Here is a 23,181-nt window from a genome sequence, read left to right as displayed (position 1 = left end):
GTGATATCGAGGCCCTCGTCTGAAGCGAGGGCCTTTTTCGTCATGGGCAAGGCGCTTTATGGACAATCCTGCGACCAGCCACCACTATGAACACGACTTCAGATGAAAGTGCATGTTCTATTCTCACTATCATGGGGTCTTATCGGTAAGCTTATCGTTTCACTGCTGCGCCTCTTCCCGACGCAGCAGCTTCTCAAGACAAGGTCTTCGTGTACATGCAGGATGCTTCAACAGGCAAAGGGCCGCTAGGCCCCGAGGCCGACCAGGCGTTTCAACCGCTAACGTCTACCGCCATGACAGGCCAGGTACGCATCGCGCGCCTGTCCTACCATGCCCGTAACGGCTCTCAGAAATACCTGACCATGCCTTTCGAGCGCATGTTGCTGCGGTATTGGCAGCATCGGCTGCCCGGTAGCCAGCGCATCGAACGGTGGGGGCTGCCCCGCAAGGCCATGATCGAAACGCTAGGCGATGCACTGATACTGCATGTCGATCCCCGCCAGCTCATTCGCATCATCGGTTGGCCGCCACGTAGCGAGTGCGCGTTCAATTCTTTCATCTGGGACGGCGACTGGGACCTCAAGCGTGAGGACCTGCGCATCGGCGATCGTTATCGTTTTATCAGCGATATAGATGAACACCGCCAGCACCTTGAAAAGACCGAGCGCTATCAGCGCTATCTGGATGATCTGCGCCGAGGCAAGCCCGCCCGCTTCCGCCAGCTGGGCATTCGACTCGACAGTCCAGAGCTAATCAAGCGCTACCTTCAGGTCTACCTACGCTTTCTGGACAACATGGCCACCCACGGTTTCGATGCCGACAAAGGCAAGGATGAACTGGGCGTCGCCGTCAGCCGAGAAGGGCGTCTTATCAAGATCAACAAAGGGCTGCATCGTTTGGCAATGGCCCAGCGTATAGGGCTACCCACGGTTCCGGTCCGCGTACAGTGGGTGCACCGCGACTGGTGGGCCAACGTGACGGACGGTGCACGCGGCGCAGAAGCTCTGGCCCGCGTAAAGGCGGCGCTGCCGCTCTGCGTGCCGGAAACTGAATCCGGCCCCAACGATACCGAACAACCTGCAATATTGAGTGAAGATTTCTGGCCGATACCGCGCGGCGTTGCTAGCCAACCTTCGGATACCGAGGATAGAAACACCCTCTAACGGTATCAATCTGAGCGGCACAGACGCCGCCACACCGACTAGTGCTGTGGCTCATCGGGCAGTTGCCATGCAGTGAAGGCACAAAAAAGCCGGCCTCTAGAGGCCGGCTTTTTCTATTGCAGAAAACGTCGATCAGAGCTGCAAGAACAGCCAGAACATGCCGCCCGCCAGCAGAATAGTCGCCGGCAGGGTCAGTACCCATGTTAGCGCCAGATTGCGCAGTGTGCCCCACTGCAGGCCAGAACGGTTAGCGGCCATGGTACCGGCAACGCCAGAAGACAACACGTGTGTCGTGGATACGGGCAGGCCCAGTATGTCGGCCGCGCCGATGGTCGCCATTGCAACGGTCTGTGCTGACAGACCTTGAGCGTAAGTCATGCGGGACTTACCGATCTTTTCACCCACGGTATGCACAACACGCTTCCACCCGACGACAGTACCCAGCCCCAGCGCCAGTGCAGTCACTACTTTCACCCACAGCGGGATGAATTTGATCGTGCTGTCGATGTGCGCTTTCAGGCCGTTCAATGCTTCACCAGAGTGGCCTTCGAACTGAGCCTTGAAGGTATCGCTGCCGCTCATCATGCGAATGGCTTCACTGGTGATATACATGTCATCACGGATGTCGTTGACCTGATCGTCGCTCAGGCTCTCGAGGCTTTCCAGCGCCGCTATCTGTGCATGGATGCGGCCGGTCAGCACACCCAGTGCCGGAGCGACATCGGGCGTTTCGTGATGATTGCGCAGGTATTCGCGCAGAATCTGGTCAGCAGGCTGAGACAGATCCGGCAGTGTATCGCCATTGATGATATGGCTGACTTCATAGGCCGAAGATGCGAATGCCGGCAGGTCGTGCTGCGTGGAATAGCGATCCAGCGCGTAGGTTGCCGGAATCAGGCTGACCAGAATCATCATGATCAGACCCATGCCTTTCTGGCCATCGTTGGAGCCGTGTGCAAACGCGACACCGCTGGAACTGGCGATCAGCAAGCTGCGAATCCACATGGGAGGCGGCATGCCATCACGCGGAGCTTCGTACAGCGCCTTGTTGCGGACCATCAAACGCAGTGCCAGCAGCATCAGGCCTGCAAAGACGAAACCGATAAACGGAGAGAACAGCAGGGAATAACCGATCTTGATCGCTTGCCCCCAGTTCACACCGTTGAGCGAGCCATGATTGATCATGGCATTGGCGATCCCCACCCCGATCATGGAACCGATCAGCGTGTGGGAAGAAGATGCCGGAATGCCTTTCCACCACGTCAGCAGGTTCCACGCGATGGCAGACAGCAGCAGTGCGAAGACCATGGCAAAACCGGTGGACGGGTGACCGTGCAGCACCAAATCAATGGGCAGCAGTGCTACCACGCCAAAGGCCACGGCCCCAGACGATAGCAACACCCCTAGGAAGTTACACAGTCCCGACAGAATGACAGCTACGGTCGGAGAAAGGGAATGAGTGTAGATGACCGTCGCAACCGCATTGGCGGTGTCATGGAAGCCATTGACGAACTCGAAACCCAGTGCGATCAACAGTGCCGCTGCCAGTGTTGCCACGACCGTCCAATGCAACGGGGACATGGCATGACCGGACACATCACTGTAGATGCTAATGCCGACATATATCACCCCGGCCAGCAGTGCGAGAAAGAACAGAACACTCAAGTGCCTGCTGGTACGCGCACCCGCTGACGGGTTTTTGGAGACCTCGGAAGAATGCGAAGTCACAGACATAAGCTGTCATCCAGTAGTGGTATTGAAGAAAGTGCCTAGCCTAGTCGGCGAATATGACAGTTTTCTTACAGGGCGGTAATGAAATGGTATATGCGCCCTCAATTTCAGGAAAATAAGGGCGAACTACCGTAACTGCGCTGCTAATGGTCACTCAGCAGGGTGCGACACTGAGACCGTTTCGCGCGTATTTCCAGCGTACTGATTCTGGGCTTGCAATGCCTTGCGCTCCTCGGCCTGACAGACGGCTACCGTAAAGAGCAGATCGGTCGAGCTGTTGAGAGCGGTTTCGGTCGAATCCTGCACGACACCGATCGTCATCCCAAACGCCACGACCAGCCCGGCGATCTGAGGGTCGATCCCGAACAGGCTGCACGCCATCGGGATCAAGATGACCGAACCGCCTGCAATGCCAGAAGCACCCAGCGCAGCGATGGTTGCGATAATGCACAGCACCAGCGCACTGCCCATGCTGACGTCGATATGCAGCGTATGCACCGCTGCCAGCGTCAGCACGGTGATGGTGGTGACAGCACCGGACATGCTGATGTTGGCACCGATCGGAATCGACATCTGATAGATGTTCTTGTCGAGCTTGAGGCGCTCGCACACGGCCAGATTAACGGGAATGTTGGCAGCCGAGCTGCGCGTGAAGAAGGCGGTAATGCCCGACTCCTTGAGGCACATGAACACCAGCGGCCAGGGATTGCGGCGAATGATAAACAGCACGATGATCGGATTGATGACTAGCGCGATAAAGACCATGCAACCGATCAGCACGGCCAGCACGTGCAGATACTGGGCGAAGGCGCTGATGCCGACGGTGCTGATGTTGTTTGCGACCAGCCCAAACACGCCGATAGGAGAGCAGCGGATGACAAGACGGATGAGGCGTGTGCAGGCATTCGACAGGTCCTGAACGACCTTCTGGGTCGTCTCGCTGGCACTGCGCAAGGCCAAGCCAAGCCCTAACCCCCATACCAGTACGCCAATGAAATTGCCTTCAACCAAAGCCTTGGCGGGGTTCTCAAGAATCTTGCTGACCAGACCGTCCAGCACATCGCTCAGCGAGCCCGGCCCTTGCAGGCTGACGGCCGCATCGCCCATCTGCTGCAGCTTCAGCTCACTGGGAAAGAAATGGCTGGCCAGTACCGCTAACACTCCGCCCAGTACCGTACTGCACAGATATAGGATCACGATGGTGCGGATGCCTCGCCCGCCCTGCTTCTGGCGCGGATGCATCATTGATGACATCACCAGCACCAGCACCATGAGCGGTGCGATGGCCTGCAGCGCTTTGATGTACATGCCGCCCAAATACCCCATGTGAGCGGCCGTGCTGCTGCGAAAGATATCCAGAATCCCATTAATAATGCCTTCCCCTGCCCCCTGATAGGCATAGCCAGCGGGCACTCTCGGATCGAAGTACCCCAGCAGGGCCCCGAGCAGAATGCCCACGATGACCTGCGGAATAAACTGCCGGCTCAATCGTGAGAGAAGCGAGGGTGATGAGGGGGAAAGCGCATGAGACATAGTGAATATCTTTGGTAATGAGTCAGAGAAAGGCAAAGACCTCGGGACAGTTCCCAAGGCCTTTGCTTGCGAGCAGCGAAATCAGGCGTCTTCGCCTTCCGCACTATCGCCATAGGCGTCCTGCCAGGAAGCCGTCATGGCCGCCGTCACGCTATCGCCGAGCTGTTCGGCAACGTCAGCGCTGACGCAGTGGGTCAGCAGAAGAGACAGCGTCGTGGCACTTGCTGCTTGTGCAGCCTGCGCCGCCTGTTCGTCATCGCTGTCGGACTCTGCCGCTGCATCGCCAAGAGATGCTTTGGCCTGCTCGATCAGTTCATCGCTGTACTGCTCACGCAGCCACTGGCTGATCGCCTGCGTCGCCTGTTGCCAAGCCGCGTCATCGGGCAGCTGGCCGATACGTTCCAGTTCGGTGGCCACTTGCCCCATGGTCAGCGCGGCAAAGCCTACGGCAGCGCGCGCACATTGAAGCGAAACATCAGTCGTCATGAGAAATTACCCTATCAAGAGGGAAGCACTCCCTCTTGTCACAGAGAGACATGCGAGGAGAAGAGTGCCCTTCGCCCAGCGCACTCTGTTTCAAAAGGGGTGCATGTTACCCGCGTCGGCTTGCCGCCGACAATGGCATTACCACTATTCGCGCGCATTGCCGCACTACACCCGAGAGGAAAGGACGAAGAAAACACTCGCTATCAGACCGCGGCGCGGTACTCCATGAAGCATTCCAGAGCGCCGGTAGCGTCATCCACGCCGTCCCCCGTTGCACGGAATCCACGCTGCTCATAGAAGCGCCGAGCACATAGGTTGGCGGCATATACATTCAGCGTAGCTACTTCTCGGCCGCGCAGCGCGTGAGCCAACAACACAGACCCTACCCCTTTCCCTTGATGATCAGGGGCAACGAGCAACGCCGCGAGCTGGTGCTCGACGCAGCTGACGAAACCAACGACGTCATCCTGCTCGACCATGACCGCCGTCTCTGCCTAAAGCAGGTACACCTTTCGCATCAGCGAACAGGCCTCACGCCAGTACTGCGCGGGAATGACACCATGACTGATGATTGATGCCTGACACCACAGCGCAACAACAGCGTCCATGTCACGTTCAGGCTGCATGGCACGAATCACTCTCATCGCACAGCTCCTTTCGATACATGTTGAACGACACATATATTCCTGACCATCAAAGAAAAAGGCCACACACGGCGGCCTTCTCTTAGTTAGTGCAAGGCTGCAATCGCTGCTGTGCAGCGCTTCGCAGGCCGTGTGCCCATCTTCAGCTCAGGCAGAGGATATCGGGCATAGCAAATCACACAAAGTAAGTAACCACTTACTTCTTGTTCATGCCGCTGGTCAGCTTGGGTATATCTCCAACCGTAAGCTGTTCGAGACTCTGCCCTTGCTGTGCTAGCAACGCTTCAAGCAGCGGGTAAAGCTTGCCCAGATTTTCTTCAAGCGTCGTGCGCACGGTATCGACGACCACCTGCGTACCACGTTCGATCTCGATGTTGAGCAGATCACCCTGCTGCTTGTCTTCAAACGTGGTCATGCGGCGTGTTTCGGGAATCAGCCACACGTCGAACCACCCTTCCTGCCGATCGACCTCAGCGATGGTCAGGCTAGCACCATTGATGGCGATATAGCCTTTGGGAAAGATGTAGCGCTTCCAGTCGCCTTCCATCGCGATACGCAGGCGATAGTTGTCTTCAATCTCAGTGACACTCAGCACAGAGGCGGCAAAATCGATATGCCCCGACAACGGATGCCCACCGATTTCGGCACCGTCCTTGGCGGCACGCTCGACGTTGACGCGTGCGCCTTCCTCGAACTGGCTGAGGGTCGTCACCCGCAAGCTTTGCAGCATCACATCGAAGCTAGCGCGCGTCTCGGACAGCAGCGTGGTCACGGTCAGGCACACCCCATCCACGGCAACGCTGGCACCAATCGCAAGCCCTTCGCAGAACCCCTGCGGAAACTCGATTTCAAAGGTGCGGATACCGTCGTGATCCCGCAGGCGATCAATCGTTGCCACAGCCTGAACAATCCCGGTGAACATGGCGTCTCCTTGCTATGTAAGTAATTACCAACTATCGCTATAAACTAGATGCCGTCAAACACTCTTGAACGTCACTAACGGTAGTGTATTGCGCTCCAGCCACTCGCGCGTGGTGCCAGACAGATGGGGCAGCAGCCGCTCGCGCACCTGCTCGTGGTAGCTATCCAGCCAGGCGATCTCTTCATGCGTGAGCAGTGTCACGTCGATGGGCTTCATATCGATGGGGCACAGCGTCAGGGTTTCAAAACGCATGAAGCTGCCAAAAGCATTGTCGACATGGCGAACGTTGGCCACGAGGTTCTCGATGCGGATTCCCCATTCGCCTTCACGGTACAGCCCCGGCTCGATAGAGGTGATCATGCCTTCACGCATGCCGTTGACCTCGTTGGGACGGCCATAGAAGGAAATGCTCTGCGGACCTTCATGCACGTTGAGGAAGTAGCCCACCCCGTGGCCCGTGCCATGCCCGAAATCGAGGTTCTGCTGCCACAGCGGTGCGCGGGCAATGGCATCCAACATCGGCGCAGGAATACCGTCAGGGAAGTGAGCGCGCGACAGCGCAATGGTGCCTTTGAGCACAGTGGTGTAATCCGCGCACTGCGCATCGGAAGGGGTACCGATCGCCAGCACACGCGTGATGTCAGTGGTGCCGCCCAGATATTGAGCACCAGAATCGATCAGCAACAGTCCATTGCCTTCGATGGTGGCAAAGTTCTTTGCCGTGGCTTGATAGTGCGGCAGGGCACCATTTTCGTTATAACCCGCGATGGTGGGGAAGCTGAGGCTGACGAACCCGGGCCGGCGAGCGCGGGCCGCTGTCAGATGAGTGTCGATATCCAGCTCGGTCCACTGCTCACCGCGCAGACGCGCTTCTTCGAAGGCCTGCAGGAACTCAACCAGTGCGATACCGTCCTGAACCATGGCATTGCGCACATGCGCCAGCGCCTGCGGTTCTTTGCAGGCCTTGAACAGCGTGGTCGGGTTGGGCGAGTCGAACAGTTCGACACCTTCCAGCAATTGCGCGTCGATGTAGGCGCTGACCTTGCTGCACTCCAGCAGTACGCTGCCGGAAACATTCGCCGCCAGCCATTCGCCAACGCTGTGGTACGGCGCCGTCTCGACGCCAGCACGTTCCAGTACGGCACGAGCATCCTCGTTCAGACGGCTATCATCCACGAACAGCACGGCACGTTGGGCATCAACCCACGCATGTGCCAGAAAAACCGGATTGTAATCGACATCCTGACCGCGCAGGTTGAACAGCCATGCAATGTCATCAAGCGATGACAAAAAGTGGCCGTCAACGTCTTCTTCTACGAGCACCTGACGCAGACGCGCCAGCTTATCGGCGCATGAGGTCGGTACATAGTGCGCATCATGCGCATAGACCTCAGCTTGAGGCAGCGCAGGGCGGTCAATCCAGACCTCGTCCATCACGTCGATACCGGTTTCCAGCACGCATCCGGCGGCAGCGAGATGCTGGCGCCAGTCAGCAACCTGCTGCATGGAGATCACGGTGCCATCGACACCAGCACGTTCGCCCTCTTCCAGGTGCTCGGCCACCCACTCCAGTACGTCCGTACGGCGCGGATACCACTTGGCCCACTCAATGCCAGTGCCCCTGAGCTGGTTGCCAGCCTGCAGCCAGTAGCGGCTGTCTACCCACAGCACCGCCTCATTGTTAGTGATTACTAACAAACCTGCAGACCCAGTGAACCCGGACAACCACGAGAGCGCTGCCCAATGGTCAGGCAGGTATTCGGACATATGAGGGTCTGACATCGGTACGATCCAGGCCGCCAGACCGTGCTGCTGCATCGCAGTGCGCAATCGAGAGATGCGTTCACGGATCAGGGTCGAAGAGGAAGACGAGGGCGTGGTTGCCGGCATGACAGGCTCCGCAAAGAATGAAGATATAAAAGGAAAGCGCTCGGGTACGGTATTACGCACGTCCCGAACACACTCCTGACGGTATACGACTCAGCATACTCGCTGTCACCCATGAGTGGCAGGGCTCTGCAACATAAGACAAGGCCGTCTGAAAGGGTACAGGAACAGGGCGACATGATGGTATGGTCACCCTCAAGGATGACCGGGCAGGATGCCCAGCCATTGCAGTGCGGCCAACTAACTAACAGAAGCCGCGTCCCTCTATCCATGGCAATGGGAGTAGACACATGAGTACTCGTACGACAACGGTCGTGTTCATGGGCGTATGCGGTTCAGGCAAGACGACCATCGCTAAGCTGTTCGCACAGCGGGTCGGCTGGCCCTTTGCCGAAGCAGACGATTTCCACTCCGCGGCCAACGTCGCCAAGATGGCCTCCGGCACCCCGCTTACCGATGACGACCGCTGGCCTTGGCTGCGCAGCCTGCGCGACTGGATCAGCAAGGAAGCAGCGGCAGGACACAACGTGGTAATGACCTGCTCGGCGCTCAAGAAAGCCTATCGCGACATTTTGCGCGACGCCGACTCCGACGTGTATTTCATCGAACTGACCGGCACCCGCGAAGTGCTTATGGCACGTTTGTTGAATCGCAAGGACCACTATATGCCCGCTAAGCTGCTAGATTCTCAGCTGGCAATCCTTGAGTCGCTGAGCGACGACGAACCCGGCTTCAAGGTGGACATTGACCACACCGCCGCAGAAGTTGTCGACAACACGATGTCGCTGCTCAAGCTGTCGCCGCGCTCGGCATGAGCCGTTTGTAGCCGCTTGCCATATCACGGTTTTCACGCTGAAATGCCTCGATATGGGAAACCTGCTTCAGACTGAATATGCCCGCCATGCCACTGTAAGAGGATGCAGATCATCGTATTCTAAAGTGTAAAACTCGGCATAAAGTGGCATGCTTGCTCGCACTGCTCATACATGAATGGGCAGTGCGGGTGTGGTATTCACTGCGCATGTTCAGCGCGAACCACAGCCGTCGTAGTGTTTTTGTGTAGGCGCATTATGTATTGCCCACTGCGACAACCTCCCTCGTGCCACAGCGAACCGGCGTCTGTGGCAGGGTAGACTTTCACACAGAAAGTGCGGGGACACGACTACCCTTTTCCTATGGCAGGAATGTTTGGCTGCGCCTCTTGCAGGCCGCAGTGCTTTATAAGGCTGTCGCTTCACCACGCGGATAGCCCAAGGGGTGCGCGTACCGGTAGGCGTGCATTCAGTTCATCAATCGTGAGGTCTTTATGCCCCACCCCAGAAAAAGATTTTCGCAGGCGCTGCGACGATGGTTGCAGGTCTTTGCCAGCCCCGTCCGTGAAGAGGACGATGGCGGCAAGGCCGGCATTGCCATCCATACCTATCGAGGGTATGGCTCGCACAGTGAAATCTATCTGATGGGACGTGTTTTTCGTCAGAGCCGCGTCGGCCGCAGCATGAAGCAGAGCTTCTGGCGTGACATTCTGGACGTCCTTCGCCGCATCACGCGTCGAGGCATGCCCGGCGTCAACGTTGCCGTCAGGTTCGGCGACTCCCATACCGTTGTAGACACCGATGCGGACGGATATTTCCGTGCGCACATGATGATCAACGAGCCGCTACCCCCCAACAAGGTGTGGCACAAGGCCGAACTCAAAGTGCTGTTTCGAAACGAAACGGTTAAGGCTCGCGCGGCGATCTACATTCCCCCGCTCGAAACCGACTACGTCGTGGTCAGCGACATCGACGATACCGTCATGTACACCGGTGTGGCCAACAAAGCCAAGATGATGATCCGTCTCTTCTTTGAGAAGGCCGATCGTCGTGCAGTATTCCCCGGTGTGGCCGCGTTCTATCAGGCCCTGTTCGACGGCGGTGAAGACCGCAAGCGCCCGCTGCTGTACGTCTCGCGCGCACCGTGGACCATCTATGAAATGCTGGTCGAGTTCTTCCGTATGCACCGCATTCCGGAAGGCCCGGTGCTGTTCCTGCGCGAGTGGGGACTGTCGTGGAAGAGCCCGCTGCCGCGTCGTGCCGTTCACCACAAGCAGATGGTGATCCGCCAGATGATGCAGCTCTACAAAGAACAAAGCTTCATCCTAATCGGCGATAGCGGCCAGAAGGACCCTGAGGTCTATACGCAGATGGTGCGCGAGTTCCCATCTCGTATCAAAACCATCTACATCCGCTCGATCGACGAAAATCCCGAACGTGACAAGTCGATCAGCGAACTAGCGCGAGAAGTTCACGAAACAGGCTCGACGTTGGTACTGGCAGAAGATACGGTCAGCATGGCCCGCCATGCCCTGTCGCAAGGGTATATTTCGAAAGAAGGGTTTGCGGCCGTCCAGGAAGAAGCACGCAAGGATGAAGCGATCCGTGGCTGACAGAACAACCGGCTACCGCTCATCGGCTATCGACACTGACACAAGGACTATGTGACATGCGCAATCTCTTTCGCCTCATCGGCGCAGGCATGATGCTCGGCATGGCATGGCTGGCAACGCCGGCCTTGGCAACGACTTCGGCCACGCACGACGCCAAGGTGCAGACAGCCCCCATCGCCAAGGATGCACCGCTGGTGCTCTACTACCGCGATGACTGCCCCTACTGCTGGAACGTGATGAGTTATCTCAACGATCATCATCGCGAACTGCCGATGAAAGAAATCAATTCGTCCGAAGCCATCTCCAATGAGCTGATCATCGGTGGCGGCAAGCGCCAGGTACCGTGCCTGCGCATTCGCGAAAACAATGGCAACAAGGTCACTTGGCTGTACCAGTCCGCCGAGATCATCAAGTACTTGGATGAACATCCGCAGCCTTGATCAGCGTCGGTGGTATCAGCACTAATACGCCGCGACCACCAAGGCTGGGGCGCTAACCGACAGCCATAGAAAAAGGGCCCCGCAAGGCCCTTTCCCATCCATCGCAGTCACGCACTGCGTTCTAGCGTGTCGCCGTTACAGCACCGTATTGCTGATGACAGTGACTTCCGTATCGCCGCAGCCTCGCTCTTCCTCTTCGCTAAGCGCATTGCGGACATGCTGTACCTGATAGCCCGTAATGGCGTCGCAGCGAACGACAAAGGGCAGTCCGTCAATCTTGGTGACATGCAGGTAATCACCTTCAAACGTGATGCTGTCATCCAGTGCAGTGTCTGGATCCAGGAAGGCACAAGGCCCGCCCCATCCCATGACATTCTTCGAGGCCGGCATCACCTGCACGCGAAGGCCGTTCACCTCGCCCACCGGCGTTTCCTCGCTCAACAGGCTGCGGTATTCATCGAACAGGTCGGTTAGCGCACAATCCTCGCCACCGTGGCCGTGCTCCTCGGTGCTAACCATATAGAACGTACGACGACTCAGGCAGTCCTTGAGGCCTTGAGGCATCTGCAGCTCCATATCGATGTCATTAAGGATATGGCCAAGAGTTCGCTCTTCTGCACCATCGGCGATATACGACCAGCTGTCATCCACACGCCATGCCGCGACTTCATCAATATCGAACTGGTAGTGATGGCCGCTCAACGCCACAACGTGCAGGAAGTCGGCATCGAGATAGACGACGTCATTAACGTCCTCTCGCATATCGATCATGAGACGCTGTTGGCACATTGGCGAGTGATAGAGATTGCCCGTCAGCATGATACTGACCGTACGCGCGGTGCGCTGGCGATCACCGTTGAACGGCTGAGACTGCTGGCGCAGGGCATTCACCGCTTCCTGAATCTGTGTATAACGCAGCGGATAGCCCACCGGTATGATTTTTGGCACCACGACCTCGGAGCAGCGATCGGCACAGCGGATGACGTAGGGCGTCAGGCTGGCATGAAAGGCCTGCAGTTCGTAGTTGTAGCCCTGGCTGCTGGCGGCGTGATTATTCATTATGATGGTGTCTGTCATTGTGGTAGTCCCCCTTAATAGTTGTAGCGTTCGTCTTGATCAATACAGACCATGTCAGAGTCGATCGTCTTACCTGTCAGCGTGTCGATCACGGCATAACGTTCAACATCGCCGGCATTGAAGACGCCAGAGACACCATCAAACGAAGACACACGCGCCAAGTGGTTTTGAATCGACACTAGGCGAGTAATGTCATCTGCGGGGAAGGTAAAGAAATGGAAGGACTGGGTGTCATCGCCGAACCAGATATTGAGGTCAATACGCCACATCCCCGTGGGCAATACGGTGGAGGCATCAGCCATTAGTGACTGATACTGGGAGGCAATATCCTCAATAGTGGTCAGCCGTTCTTTCAGATCATCTACCGTGAATGACTGAGGCAGACAGCTGGCAGCAAACGCCTGCTGCAACAGCGCCGCTTCCTTACGAGCAAGGTTCACCGCGTCGGCAGAAGTCGTGCTAGTGGCCGGATCACGCACATCACGTGCTGCTTCTGCACCCGTGGAAAAATCACCGTGAAAATCCGTCAAGAACCCTCGGATGCCGATCATGGGAAGCTGGTAGTAAGGGCAGTAGTATGATTTCGGAAACGCACAGCGGATATTCAGCGTGCCGTCTTCTTCGTTTAGAAAATAGCCTTCATCCGACAGCACACGACCAATCTGGAACGTTTCCAACTGGGAGTGCAGGCCGGACGCTTCGCACCAGTGCATGATGCGTATTTGGCGATCAAAACCATCGTAAGGAACGAAGCGGTGAGCAAACTGCTTCAGCTGCACCTGCCATTCGGTAAAGAACAGCCGGATCCACCCAGACGCAATGACGTCTTCGAGTGCTTCTGTATTCTGACGATTGAGAGATGCCGCCATACTCATTAGCTGAAGGGGGTCAGCCTTGCCAATCTGTTCTAGCGTGTCCGTTCGCAGTTGTGCGGAAAGGAGAGTTTCAACATTATTATCCATTTAAAATCCCTTATTGTAATTGTTTTAGGGCGTATATATTCAAACACACTACAAACAATTCATGTGGCTTATTTGGTTGTTATATACAATCTGACAACAGCATATTTTTATTATATTGACAGCAATAATATACACAAATTACCCCGTGTTAAAACAGGCTTGATGGTTATTTTTCAGTGTAAATATCGAATTTATTACCCCGTCACTATTTCACAAAAACGCAGCAATAGCATAGAGATATACGGCATATCAGTATTTTGTTCGCTATTTTATGTTCGTAAAATGTAATGGAAGATACAGGTTTAATGACAAGTATACAGACCACATGATTAATCTATACAAATTACAAAAACAATAAACTAGCAATAACAATTATTACATTCATGTATCAGCAGTCTTATTCATATAAGAAGAGAATAACCACTGCCTTTTACAGTAGGGCTTTCATATCATTCAACAATGACCACTGCAAAATGGGAAGGCGTCACAAAATGGCACAACGACCGACGGGAAAGCAGCGCCGCTGCACAGTAGCGCCGGCAATGGTCAATCGCTTTTCATTGGGTACCGGGCATTACGATGCAAGATCAGCGCTGCCGCTGAGAACATCAGCACAGTTTTCGAACAGCGCGATAAGATGATCGGCCACAGCCCGCACTCGGCGTGTATGCGCCAGCTCGGTTTGCATGGCCAGCCAAAGCGACTGATCCAGATCCAGCGCAGAGGATACGCATGCAAGGGCCGCCGAACGCGCGAGAAAATGGGGCAGCACGGCTAGCCCTGCACCCGCACGCGCAGCAACGACCTGAGCCATCAGTGTCGTGGTTTGCAGGCGACAGGGGCGACCTTGCCGCACAGCCGCTATCCACTGCGCAGCGGGCAGGTGGGCATAGTCCGCCGTCCAGCCGATGAAATCGCCGGTCTCCCAGACGTCGTGGGCATGAGCAGCGACGTAATCTGGCGCACCGTACAGACCGAAGCCCACGGCCCCCAGACGCCGCATCGTGATATTGCCCGCCTCAGGCTTCACCATTCGAACGGCAATATCCGCATCACGCCGATGGATATTCAGCGTATCCACACTGCTGACCAGCTCGATATGAAGAGCGGGATGCTTTGCAAACAACGTCGGCAGCGAGGGGGCAATAAATTCGTTTGCGATGTTGTCCGTCGTGGCCAGCCTGACACAGCCCGCCACGGCATGCTGTTCCAACGCGGATTCTTCGAATGCTCGGGCGGCATTTTCCAGCGCTTCAGCCTGCGCCAGCAGTGCATCGCCCCCCGAGGTCAACCGATAGCCCTGCTGATGGCGGCTGAACAGAGGCATCCCCAGCCCCGCCTCAAGACGCTCCAGACGACGTGAAACGGTCGCCACGCCCATGTCCAGCGTGTGAGCCGCGCCGCTCAGCGTGCCGCTGCGCGCGATGGCCAGAAATATGCGGGCATCATCCCAAATCACGAGTATCTCCGTCTGTATTCCAATACTGGAAAGCCGAGTTCCATTTACGTCGATATCGCCGCCCAAGACGCGGCGCCTATACTCCGGCTCATGCTTGGCATGGAGGATAACGAACAATGCAGCAACGACAACTGGGTTCCGATCTCAATGTATCCGCGCTAGGGCTGGGATGCATGGGTATGAGCGAGTTTTACGGGCCACGCGATGATACACACGCCATGCAGGTACTGGACCGCGCCATTGAACTGGGCATCGACTTCTTCGATACCGCGGATGTCTACGGCCCGCATCATAACGAAACGCTGATCGGTCGCTATCTGCAATCCCGTCACCCCTCGCAATTCAAGATTGCGACCAAGTTCGGAATCGTACGCAAGGCCGGTGAGTATAACCGCACTATCGACAATGCACCGGCCTATGCCAGAGCCAGCTGCGAAGCGTCGCTGAAGAGACTCGGCATCGAGCAGATCGACCTGTACTACGTGCACCGCATCGCCGCGGACCAGTGCATAGAGGACACCATGGAAGGACTGGCGCAGCTGGTCAAGGAAGGCAAGATTGCCCGTATCGGTTTGTGCGAAGTCAGCGCTGCCACTCTGCGTCGCGCCCACGCTGTTCACCCCGTCACGGCCGTACAGACCGAGTACTCGCTGTGGAGCCGTGAGATAGAAGCCGATGTACTGCCTACCTGTCGTGAACTGGGCATCGGTGTGGTGCCTTATTCTCCACTGGGTCGCGGCTTCCTTACCGGGCGCTACCAGCAGAACAGCACGTTCGCTGACGGTGACTTCCGCGCCATGCTGCCACGCTTTCAGGATGACAATCTGACCACCAACCTCAAGCTGGTCGATGTGATTGCCGCGCTGGCTCAGCAGAAAAGCTGTTCCAACGCGCAGATCGCACTGGCGTGGCTGCTGGCACAGGGCAACGATATCGTGCCCATTCCCGGCACGACCCGCATCGCTCACCTAGAAGATAACGTAGGCGCAACACGGGTCACTCTGACAGCACAGGAATGCACGGCGCTTAGCCAGGCCATTGCTGACCTGCCTGTCGCAGGTGAACGCTACACCCCAGAAGGAATGAAAGGCGTCAATGCCTGACCGTATTGCCACCTAGACACCGCAAGGGCCCAGCACATAGCGACATCCCCTATCGCTATTGAATCGCTGCGCTTCTTCGTGCAGAGCACCTGTATACCGCAGATGCTCTGTTCACCCTCCGTTTTCACTGATTGCCGTGCGCCATCAGCTTTCATGCTGAGGACAGCGTGCGCCTTCACCCACTTCGCCATTCGAACACACGTTCATAAAAAGAGTACGCATGTGAACAGACACGCTCACCTGACCAACAGCACCGCTGTTTCATGGTCACGCAGGCTGGCCGTCATTGCCCTTGGCATCAGCGCATTCGCCATCGTAACGACCGAACTGGCCCCCATCGGATTATTGTCACCACTGGCGGCCGACTTCGGGCAGACAGAAGCCCGAGCCGGATTGATCGTCACGGCCTACGCCTGGGTGGCCGCCATCATTGCCCTGCTATCGGCCACCTGTCTGGGCCGCCTGCCTCGCAAGCCACTGCTGGTGGTGCTGATGGTCATACTGGCACTGTCCAGCCTGACGGCCGCGCAAGGCAGCCAGTTCATCACACTGTTGATGGCGCGTATGGTGGGCGCTTTGGCGCATGGGGTGTTCTGGACCATCATCGGCGCAACGGCTGCTCAGCTGGTGCCTGCGCGTCGACTGGGCCTAGCATCGTCCATCATCTTTGGCGGCGTATCGGCAGCCAGCGTCATTGGAGTACCACTGGCAAGCCTGCTGACCCAGCTAAACGGCTGGCGTACAGCCTTCACGGCCATCGCAGCACTCTCACTGCTGACAGCAATCATCATCGCGCTTACCGTGCCACGTATCCCCCCTACCCCATCGCTGGGTATGCAGGCTTTGCTTCAGGTATTGCGCCACCGCACGCTAGTGGCTCTTTATGCGGTGACCGCAGGGGCAATCACCGCTCATTTTGCAGCGTTCACCTATATAGAACCCGCGCTTTCCCATCTGCTGAGCATGCCGACTACTGCTGTTAGCGGGCTACTGCTGATCTTCGGTCTGGCAGGTATCGTAGGTAATGTCGTATCTGGCCGGTTGATGGATCGCTATCTTAAGAGTTTGGTTACCTTGGCGCTTGCCGTTATCGCGCTGTGCCTTATCGCTCTCGGTGTATTGCCTATTCGCGGCCTGATTTTACCGGTCTCTCTTATGCTAATAGGTTGGGGAATGGGCATTGCCATCGTTTTCGTGGGCCTTCAAACGTGGGTGCTGCGTTTAGCAGGAAATGCTGCCATGCCTGCATCGGCTCTTCATGTCGCGATCTTCAATGCCGCGATCGGTGCGGGTGCTCTACTAGGAGGAATGGTCATCACTGCCTTCGGCATGGCAGGTATGATGGTAATTATGGCGGTAGTGGTGATGTTAAGTGCGCTGTGTGTAATGCGATTGAAGCAAGCGATCTAGCCACTAGGCTGGGGAAGAACGACCAAAAAGGCCGCTGGATGTAATCCAGCGGCCTTTTTACGCGCCGATTTTTACAGAGGGACTATTTTCAGTAAAACTCAATGAGTACTTAAACAATCCTCCTCGATATCAGCGTTTCTTCACCCCGCAAACACTCAACACATTGAGAATGAGTGGCGCTATGTCAGCACAGCGGATTTATCAGTAGCACCGCACTCATGCTCAGCATGAAGACGGCGATCATGCCATCCAACACGCGCCAAGCACGCACGCTGGCAAAGAGCGGCTGCAAGAAACGAGCGCCGTAACCCAATACCGAAAACCAAACCACACTGGCAAAACAAGCCCCGAGTCCGAACATCCAATGCGCGTCCCCTGCATAGTGCGTAGAGAGACTGCCCAAGAGCACCACGGTGTCGAGATACACATGTGGGTTAATGAACGTGAACGCAAGACAGGTCAGCAGCACCCTGCGCCAACTGCCATTGCTAGCGTTGCGCTCGGACACCAGAACATCACTGCTTCTGAAAGCACGCCAGGCCGCCTTCAAACCGTACAGTCCCAAGAAGGCCGCCCCACCGAAGCGCAGCACCTGCATCAGTAGCGACCACTCATTCACCAGCACCCCAATCCCTACGATGCCGCACATGATTAACAGAATATCGCTACCTGCGGCTACGCTGACCACCAGCCCCACATGACGACGCAGTAACCCCTGCCTCAGAATGAAAGCGTTTTGTGCACCGATCGCTATGATTAGCCCCGCGCCGCTGATAAAACCGGCCAGTACTGCAGAGAAAAGCATGATGGTCACACCTGTATAGGAAAAGAACCCTGAGGGTGGACAAACCGGCGCAATCAGTAAAACTATCCTTTCTTGGTCTTCATTAGAAAATCTAATCTGGAGCACAGACGACATTGGGACTGCTACACCCGCAACTCACCGCTTTTGCTGCCGTTCTGGAAGAGGCCAGCTTCGAAGCGGCTGCACGTCGGCTGTCCGTCACTCCCTCGGCCATATCGCAACGCATCAAGGCGCTGGAAGACCGACTCGGGCAGGTTCTCATCATCAGGCAGACCCCGTGCCGCCCAACACCTGCGGGAAAGAAACTGCTGCACCGCGTAAAGCCCATGCTGGCGCTGGAAACTGAAGCGCTGAAAGACTTCATGGATGCCAGCACGACAGGCCTGCCTCTGCAGCGAATTACCCTGGCGGTGAACGACGATTCGTTGGCCACGTGGGTGATGGCGGCTCTTGCTGAGCTGCATGAACAGTGTGGCTTCCTTTTCGAAATCATCGTGGATGACCAGGATTATTCACTGGCGCTACTGCGTGACGGCAAGGCCATCGGTGCTATCACAGCGGAATCTTCGGCTATACAAGGCTGCAACGTGCATGCGCTGGGTACTATGCGGTATATGGCTGTCGCGTCTCCTCGCTTTGCTGCGCGCTACTTCTCACACGGCGTCGATGCTGCCTCGCTGGCAACCGCCCCCATGCTGGCCTTCAATCGCAAGGATGAGCTACAGACACGTTTCATCCATACCGTTACCGGCAGCGAGCTGACACCCCCCACGCATTATTTACCAACCTCGATAGGATTCATGGACGCTACTGCACGTGGGATGGGATGGTGCATGGCACCGGACAGCCTCGTGAACCCCGCGCTGAAACAAGGCAATGTGCAGCTCATCAAACCCGAGGTATGGCTTGATGTACCACTGTACTGGCAGCATGCGGCCGTGCGCTCAAGCATACTGGCACGCATCACCCGTGCGTTGATGACAGCATCGAAGACGATGCTGCATGGCATGCCGTGAAAGAAGTGTTCGCAATGCCACCTGATGAAAAGGCCCTGAAGCGGATGCTTCAGGGCCTTTTCGCGACTATTTTTTAGTGACTTTCATGAGCACGGCCAAACCAACCATATTTCTAGCAGTGATGAAGGCTATGACCTCGCACAAGGCCACATATTACCCGTAAATCCACATCAGTATTTAATGATTATGCTAATTTAACCATAGGCACATGCGAAATACAGCTAAAGTAATAATAGTCAGCTCTAGCTATACTTAAAAGTGAATCAAAACAGCCACGTTAATAAGGATAAGATAATGTCTCGTATTGTCGTTATAGGCGGAAGCGGTCATGTCGGATCATATCTAATGCCTATGCTGGTAGAACTCGGTCATGATGTCATTAATGTCAGTCGTGGCGCATTAAATCCTTACCACCAACACCATGCATGGTCACATATAAAAAATGTGAGAATAGATCGCCGAAAAGAAGAAAAAGACGGTAATTTCGGACACCTTATCGCCAACCTTGAAGCTGATATTGTCGTAGACATGATTTCTTTCGATCTGGCCAGCACTCAGCAGATTGTGAAAGCATTATATGGCAGGGTTGAACATTATCTATTCTGTAGCTCCATCTGGGTATATGGCCGTTACACATCCATTCCATCAATCGAATCCGACCCCGTCAGCCCCATTGACGACTATGGCAGAGGGAAAGCTGAAAGCGAAGCTTGGTTGATGCGGCAGGCTCGCCGTGAAGGATTTCCTGCAACGTGTTTCCGCCCCGGGCATATCGTTGGAAAGGGCTGGGTGCCTACAACACCCCAAGGAAACTCTGACCCCAACGTATTTTCACGCATCATCAAGGGTGAAGAAATCGCACTTCCCAACCTTGGCCATGAAACCCTTCATCATGTCCACGCTGCAGACGTTGCCCGATGGATCATTCTGGCCATTGAAAACAGACAGGCCTCTATCGGGGAAATATTCAATGTAGTATCTAGCCAGGCAATAACGCTGCGCGGTTATGCGGAGCAGGTATATCGCTGGTTCGATAGAACACCTAATATATCCTTCCATCCTTTTAATGAATGGCTTGAAGGACTGGATAAAGAGTACGCTGAAAATTCAAAGGGACATATAGTTCGAAGTTCTGTTCATTCTATAGAAAAAAGCCAACTTCGACTTGGCTATCAACCTTACTATACCAGTCTTGACGCTATACACGAGTCGGTAATGTCACTGATAGATGCAGGAATCATAGCAAAGAGCTAATAAGGCATTATAGATTGATAGACTACGCTGGCCTTTATATAGGCTGGCGTAGTATTTCTATGACCTTGGATAAAGCAGGAGATATCTGACGGCGACTTGGGTAATAAATATGATAACCCGTAAAACAAGGACTCCAGTCTTTCAGTACTTCTCTGTATATCCCTTTTTTGATGCCCTCAGCTACCAACGATTCAGGCATGTATGCTAAGCCGTAACCATCACTGACAGCGGCCAGCATCGGATAGACACTGGAAAAGATGAGCTGCCCATCAACCTTCACTTTCAGCTCATGGCCTTCTCTTTCGAACTCCCACGCATACAACGAACCGTTCGGTGACAGCCGAATATTGATGCAGTTATGAGCGTGCAAATCCGTGGGGTGTAGAGGCACTCCAGCTCGCTCAAGGTAGTGAGGAGCGCCAACGACAACAAACCTAAGATCTGGCCCGATACGAACTGCCACCATATCCTTCATCACATCGTCACCAACACGTATACCGGCATCGAACTGCCCTTCGATGATGTCGACGAATCCATTCTGCTGTGAGAATTCAACTTTGATATCAGGGTAATCACGCAAGGCCGCCGCAAGCTTGGGCCAGAGACACACATGGATCATGTGATCGGAAGCCGTCAACCGTACGGTACCGGCTAGGGTATTGCGGAAGCGAAGCAACGAGGAAATATCGGACTCTATCGAATCGATTCTAGGCTGCAGTATCTGCAGCAGCATTTCCCCTTTTTCAGTCGTAGAGACTCGCCGAGTGGTGCGCATGAGCAACGGCATGCCCATGCGCTCCTCGAGACGTCGAATGATATGAGAGAGGGTCGACTGCGATATGCCTAGCTTGGTTGCGGCCCGAGTGAAGCTTTTCTGCTGAGCCACCATGACAAACGCAAGATAGTCATTGAAATTTTCACGCATCACTCTGCTCTCGGACCACATCCAATCGCCGGATCTCTCGCTACAACTAAGATAGCGACTATTCCACCGTCACGCTTTTCGCGAGGTTACGCGGCTGGTCCACATCGGTGCCTTTCAGCACGGCCACGTGATACGACAGCAGCTGCAGCGGTACGGTGTAGATAATCGGGGCGACCAGTTCATCTACCTGCGGCAGCGTCATTACATGCACGCCTTCACCTTCGCTGATATTGGCACGGCTGTCGGCAAACACGAACAGTTCGCCACCACGGGCACGGACTTCCTGCAGGTTGGACTTCAGTTTTTCCAACAGCTCGTCGTTCGGTGCCACGGCGATAACCGGCATCTCGCTATCGACCAGCGCTAACGGACCATGTTTCAGCTCGCCTGCGGGGTAGGCTTCTGCATGAATGTAGGAGATTTCCTTGAGCTTCAATGCCCCTTCTAGGGCGATCGGGAACTGCGGGCCGCGGCCAAGGAACAGGGCGTGATGCTTCTCGGCAAACGCGGCGGACAGGGTTTCGATCGCGCCATCCAGCGCCAGCGTTTCCTTCAGCACATCAGGCAGGTGACGCAGCGCCTTAACCGCGTTGGCCTGCACATCGTCGTTCCCCTGACGCTGATGACGCAGTGCCAGTGCCAGCAGCAGCAGGGCAACCAGCTGGGTCGTGAACGCCTTAGTGGAAGCGACACCGATCTCGGGGCCAGCCTGTGTCATCAGGCTCAGCTCGGACTCACGCACCAGAGAGCTACCCGGTACGTTGCAGATCGCCAGCGTGCCCAGATACTTGTTCTGAGATTGAGCAAAACGCAGCGCCGCCAGTGTATCCGCGGTTTCACCTGACTGCGACAGCGTCACGAACAGCGTGTTACGCGGCACAACGACGTCACGATAGCGGTATTCAGAAGCCACTTCGACCTGTGTCGGAATACCTGCCAGCTTTTCGATCCAGTAACGTGCCACCATACCCGCATGGTAGCTGGTACCACAGGCAACGATCTGGATTGCATCGACCTGATCGAACAGCGTATCAGCAGCGGCACCGAAGGAGCGCGTCAGCACATGGTTCTCGGTCAGGCGGCCTTCCAGCGTCGCACTGACAACTTCAGCCTGCTCGTAGATCTCTTTCAGCATGAAGTGACGATAGCCACCGCGGCTGACGGCGCCATCACCATGTTCAAACGTAGTGATTTCGCGTTCGACCGCTTTGCCAGCGTTGCGGATTTCAGCGCCTTTGCGCGTCAGACGCACGATGTCGCCTTCTTCCAGATAAATGAAGCGATCAGTTACCTGCAGCAGCGCCAACGGATCGGAACCAATGAACATCTCTTCGATGCCCACACCGACAACCAATGGGCTACCCTTGCGAGCACCGATCAGCGTCTGCGGTTCATCTGCATGAACGACACCCAGTGCGTAAGCACCGTCCAGGCGTGAGATAACGCCTTCCACGGCCGCCAGCAGATCACCGCAACGGTCATATTCACGTGCAACCAGATGGGCGATAACCTCGGTATCGGTATCAGAGGTAAAGGCATACCCTTCACCTTCGAGTTCTTGTTTGAGGCTTTCGTAGTTCTCGATGATGCCATTGTGCACTACGGCCAGTTTGTTGCCGGACATATGCGGGTGTGCGTTGCGCTCCAGCGGACGACCATGCGTAGCCCAGCGAGTATGTGCAATGCCAAGGCAGCCCGGAAGGGATGCTTCTTTCAATGCATTTTCCAGTGCTGCAACCTTGCCTGCTGCACGGCGGCGTTCCAGCTGACCGTCATCCGACAGCACTGCCATACCGGCACTGTCATAGCCGCGGTATTCGAGGCGACGCAGGCCTTCCAGCAGAATGTCCTGTACCTGACGCCCTGCGATCGCACCAACGATTCCACACATGGCCTATCTCCTGAACGAAGGGGTTGAAGCAGCAAGCCGTAGGCTTGC

General features: G+C 55.7%; 21 protein-coding genes. 8 read left to right on the top strand and 13 right to left on the bottom strand.

Features of this window, described 5'->3' with window-relative positions:
- Nucleotides 1-215: 215 nt before the first annotated feature.
- On the top strand, nucleotides 216-1,163 hold the full coding sequence (locus ACMHYW_RS00295) for a hypothetical protein (RefSeq protein ID WP_414500402.1): 948 nt from the start codon (nucleotides 216-218) through the stop codon (nucleotides 1,161-1,163).
- 132 nt (nucleotides 1,164-1,295) lie between these two features.
- Here ACMHYW_RS00295 and ACMHYW_RS00290 read toward each other — a convergent pair whose 3' ends face one another.
- The 7 genes from ACMHYW_RS00290 to ACMHYW_RS00260 form a co-directional block, all read right to left on the bottom strand.
- Nucleotides 1,296-2,897 carry an inorganic phosphate transporter gene (locus ACMHYW_RS00290; RefSeq protein ID WP_414500401.1) on the bottom strand — a complete coding sequence of 534 codons (1,602 nt, stop codon included), beginning with the start codon at nucleotides 2,895-2,897 and terminating at the stop codon, nucleotides 1,296-1,298.
- Between the two features lie 147 nt (nucleotides 2,898-3,044).
- Nucleotides 3,045-4,427 (bottom strand): serine/threonine transporter SstT, encoded by a 1,383-nt coding sequence (gene sstT, locus ACMHYW_RS00285; RefSeq protein WP_414500400.1) that lies wholly within the window; start codon nucleotides 4,425-4,427, stop codon nucleotides 3,045-3,047.
- An 81-nt stretch (nucleotides 4,428-4,508) separates the two neighbouring features.
- Complete coding sequence (locus ACMHYW_RS00280) at nucleotides 4,509-4,913, bottom strand: hypothetical protein (RefSeq protein WP_414500399.1); 405 nt, start codon at nucleotides 4,911-4,913, stop codon at nucleotides 4,509-4,511.
- A gap of 203 nt (nucleotides 4,914-5,116) precedes the next feature.
- Nucleotides 5,117-5,392 (bottom strand): GNAT family N-acetyltransferase, encoded by a 276-nt coding sequence (locus tag ACMHYW_RS00275; RefSeq protein ID WP_414500398.1) that lies wholly within the window; start codon nucleotides 5,390-5,392, stop codon nucleotides 5,117-5,119.
- 15 nt (nucleotides 5,393-5,407) lie between these two features.
- Nucleotides 5,408-5,557: a hypothetical protein gene (locus tag ACMHYW_RS00270; RefSeq protein WP_414500397.1), complete on the bottom strand. Its 150-nt coding sequence runs from the start codon at nucleotides 5,555-5,557 to the stop codon at nucleotides 5,408-5,410.
- 196 nt (nucleotides 5,558-5,753) lie between these two features.
- Complete coding sequence (locus tag ACMHYW_RS00265) at nucleotides 5,754-6,479, bottom strand: riboflavin synthase subunit alpha (RefSeq protein WP_414500396.1); 726 nt, start codon at nucleotides 6,477-6,479, stop codon at nucleotides 5,754-5,756.
- Between the two features lie 54 nt (nucleotides 6,480-6,533).
- Nucleotides 6,534-8,369 (bottom strand): aminopeptidase P family protein, encoded by a 1,836-nt coding sequence (locus ACMHYW_RS00260; RefSeq protein ID WP_414500395.1) that lies wholly within the window; start codon nucleotides 8,367-8,369, stop codon nucleotides 6,534-6,536.
- Between the two features lie 287 nt (nucleotides 8,370-8,656).
- On the opposite strand from ACMHYW_RS00260, the gene ACMHYW_RS00255 reads away from it, so the two are divergent.
- From ACMHYW_RS00255 to ACMHYW_RS00245, 3 genes are all read left to right on the top strand, one after another.
- Nucleotides 8,657-9,181 (top strand): gluconokinase, encoded by a 525-nt coding sequence (locus ACMHYW_RS00255; RefSeq protein WP_414500394.1) that lies wholly within the window; start codon nucleotides 8,657-8,659, stop codon nucleotides 9,179-9,181.
- Between the two features lie 491 nt (nucleotides 9,182-9,672).
- On the top strand, nucleotides 9,673-10,791 hold the full coding sequence (locus tag ACMHYW_RS00250) for an App1 family protein (RefSeq protein ID WP_027704394.1): 1,119 nt from the start codon (nucleotides 9,673-9,675) through the stop codon (nucleotides 10,789-10,791).
- Between the two features lie 56 nt (nucleotides 10,792-10,847).
- Complete coding sequence (locus tag ACMHYW_RS00245) at nucleotides 10,848-11,231, top strand: glutaredoxin family protein (RefSeq protein WP_414500393.1); 384 nt, start codon at nucleotides 10,848-10,850, stop codon at nucleotides 11,229-11,231.
- Between the two features lie 135 nt (nucleotides 11,232-11,366).
- On the opposite strand, the gene ACMHYW_RS00240 is transcribed toward ACMHYW_RS00245, so the two are convergent.
- The 3 genes from ACMHYW_RS00240 to ACMHYW_RS00230 all read right to left on the bottom strand — a co-directional run bounded on the left by ACMHYW_RS00240 (nucleotide 11,367) and on the right by ACMHYW_RS00230 (nucleotide 14,729).
- Entirely contained in the window at nucleotides 11,367-12,290 is a 924-nt protein-coding gene (locus ACMHYW_RS00240) for a hypothetical protein (RefSeq protein WP_414500392.1), read from the bottom strand.
- Nucleotides 12,291-12,322: 32 nt separating this feature from the next.
- The gene (locus ACMHYW_RS00235) at nucleotides 12,323-13,270 is read right to left on the bottom strand and encodes a hypothetical protein (RefSeq protein WP_414500391.1); all 948 of its coding nucleotides are present in this window, start codon (nucleotides 13,268-13,270) and stop codon (nucleotides 12,323-12,325) included.
- A gap of 574 nt (nucleotides 13,271-13,844) precedes the next feature.
- Nucleotides 13,845-14,729 carry a LysR family transcriptional regulator gene (locus ACMHYW_RS00230; protein ID WP_414500390.1) on the bottom strand — a complete coding sequence of 295 codons (885 nt, stop codon included), beginning with the start codon at nucleotides 14,727-14,729 and terminating at the stop codon, nucleotides 13,845-13,847.
- A 116-nt stretch (nucleotides 14,730-14,845) separates the two neighbouring features.
- Between ACMHYW_RS00230 and ACMHYW_RS00225 the strand changes: the two genes are divergently transcribed.
- Nucleotides 14,846-15,832, top strand: a complete 987-nt coding sequence (locus tag ACMHYW_RS00225; protein WP_414500388.1) for an aldo/keto reductase — start codon at nucleotides 14,846-14,848, stop codon at nucleotides 15,830-15,832.
- A 222-nt stretch (nucleotides 15,833-16,054) separates the two neighbouring features.
- Entirely contained in the window at nucleotides 16,055-17,242 is a 1,188-nt protein-coding gene (locus ACMHYW_RS00220; protein ID WP_414500387.1) for an MFS transporter, read from the top strand.
- A gap of 184 nt (nucleotides 17,243-17,426) precedes the next feature.
- Here the strand turns inward: ACMHYW_RS00220 and ACMHYW_RS00215 are convergent, their stop codons facing one another.
- On the bottom strand, nucleotides 17,427-18,047 hold the full coding sequence (locus ACMHYW_RS00215) for a LysE/ArgO family amino acid transporter (RefSeq protein ID WP_414500386.1): 621 nt from the start codon (nucleotides 18,045-18,047) through the stop codon (nucleotides 17,427-17,429).
- Nucleotides 18,048-18,160: 113 nt separating this feature from the next.
- Between ACMHYW_RS00215 and ACMHYW_RS00210 the strand changes: the two genes are divergently transcribed.
- Together ACMHYW_RS00210 and ACMHYW_RS00205 are read left to right on the top strand one after the other, a co-directional pair.
- Entirely contained in the window at nucleotides 18,161-19,063 is a 903-nt protein-coding gene (locus ACMHYW_RS00210; RefSeq protein ID WP_414500385.1) for a LysR family transcriptional regulator ArgP, read from the top strand.
- Between the two features lie 294 nt (nucleotides 19,064-19,357).
- The gene (locus ACMHYW_RS00205) at nucleotides 19,358-20,317 is read left to right on the top strand and encodes an NAD-dependent epimerase/dehydratase family protein (protein ID WP_414500384.1); all 960 of its coding nucleotides are present in this window, start codon (nucleotides 19,358-19,360) and stop codon (nucleotides 20,315-20,317) included.
- A 34-nt stretch (nucleotides 20,318-20,351) separates the two neighbouring features.
- Here the strand turns inward: ACMHYW_RS00205 and ACMHYW_RS00200 are convergent, their stop codons facing one another.
- Together ACMHYW_RS00200 and glmS are read right to left on the bottom strand one after the other, a co-directional pair.
- Complete coding sequence (locus ACMHYW_RS00200) at nucleotides 20,352-21,242, bottom strand: LysR family transcriptional regulator (RefSeq protein WP_414500383.1); 891 nt, start codon at nucleotides 21,240-21,242, stop codon at nucleotides 20,352-20,354.
- Nucleotides 21,243-21,300: 58 nt separating this feature from the next.
- Entirely contained in the window at nucleotides 21,301-23,133 is a 1,833-nt protein-coding gene (glmS, locus tag ACMHYW_RS00195; protein WP_414500382.1) for a glutamine--fructose-6-phosphate transaminase (isomerizing), read from the bottom strand.
- Between the last annotated feature and the right edge of the window lie 48 nt (nucleotides 23,134-23,181).

The sequence above is a fragment of the Zymobacter sp. IVIA_12111.31 C1 genome (genome assembly GCF_047495495.1).
Classification (GTDB): Bacteria; Pseudomonadota; Gammaproteobacteria; order Pseudomonadales; family Halomonadaceae; genus Zymobacter.
This window is presented reverse-complemented; position numbering and strand designations above follow the sequence as displayed.

Excerpts from the sequence above, each read along its gene's own strand:
- sstT (WP_414500400.1), bottom strand. The coding sequence starts at position 4,427 with ATGTCTCATGCGCTTTCCCCCTCATCACCCTCGCTTCTCTCACGATTG.
- ACMHYW_RS00290 (WP_414500401.1), bottom strand. The coding sequence starts at position 2,897 with ATGTCTGTGACTTCGCATTCTTCCGAGGTCTCCAAAAACCCGTCAGCG.
- ACMHYW_RS00215 (WP_414500386.1), bottom strand. The coding sequence starts at position 18,047 with ATGCTTTTCTCTGCAGTACTGGCCGGTTTTATCAGCGGCGCGGGGCTA.
- ACMHYW_RS00265 (WP_414500396.1), bottom strand. The coding sequence starts at position 6,479 with ATGTTCACCGGGATTGTTCAGGCTGTGGCAACGATTGATCGCCTGCGG.
- ACMHYW_RS00260 (WP_414500395.1), bottom strand. The coding sequence starts at position 8,369 with ATGCCGGCAACCACGCCCTCGTCTTCCTCTTCGACCCTGATCCGTGAA.
- ACMHYW_RS00275 (WP_414500398.1), bottom strand. The coding sequence starts at position 5,392 with ATGGTCGAGCAGGATGACGTCGTTGGTTTCGTCAGCTGCGTCGAGCAC.
- ACMHYW_RS00250 (WP_027704394.1), top strand. The coding sequence starts at position 9,673 with ATGCCCCACCCCAGAAAAAGATTTTCGCAGGCGCTGCGACGATGGTTG.
- ACMHYW_RS00245 (WP_414500393.1), top strand. The coding sequence starts at position 10,848 with ATGCGCAATCTCTTTCGCCTCATCGGCGCAGGCATGATGCTCGGCATG.
- ACMHYW_RS00270 (WP_414500397.1), bottom strand. The coding sequence starts at position 5,557 with ATGAGAGTGATTCGTGCCATGCAGCCTGAACGTGACATGGACGCTGTT.
- glmS (WP_414500382.1), bottom strand. The coding sequence starts at position 23,133 with ATGTGTGGAATCGTTGGTGCGATCGCAGGGCGTCAGGTACAGGACATT.
- ACMHYW_RS00200 (WP_414500383.1), bottom strand. The coding sequence starts at position 21,242 with ATGCGTGAAAATTTCAATGACTATCTTGCGTTTGTCATGGTGGCTCAG.
- ACMHYW_RS00295 (WP_414500402.1), top strand. The coding sequence starts at position 216 with ATGCAGGATGCTTCAACAGGCAAAGGGCCGCTAGGCCCCGAGGCCGAC.
- ACMHYW_RS00235 (WP_414500391.1), bottom strand. The coding sequence starts at position 13,270 with ATGGATAATAATGTTGAAACTCTCCTTTCCGCACAACTGCGAACGGAC.
- ACMHYW_RS00240 (WP_414500392.1), bottom strand. The coding sequence starts at position 12,290 with ATGAATAATCACGCCGCCAGCAGCCAGGGCTACAACTACGAACTGCAG.
- ACMHYW_RS00205 (WP_414500384.1), top strand. The coding sequence starts at position 19,358 with ATGTCTCGTATTGTCGTTATAGGCGGAAGCGGTCATGTCGGATCATAT.
- ACMHYW_RS00225 (WP_414500388.1), top strand. The coding sequence starts at position 14,846 with ATGCAGCAACGACAACTGGGTTCCGATCTCAATGTATCCGCGCTAGGG.
- ACMHYW_RS00280 (WP_414500399.1), bottom strand. The coding sequence starts at position 4,913 with ATGACGACTGATGTTTCGCTTCAATGTGCGCGCGCTGCCGTAGGCTTT.
- ACMHYW_RS00255 (WP_414500394.1), top strand. The coding sequence starts at position 8,657 with ATGAGTACTCGTACGACAACGGTCGTGTTCATGGGCGTATGCGGTTCA.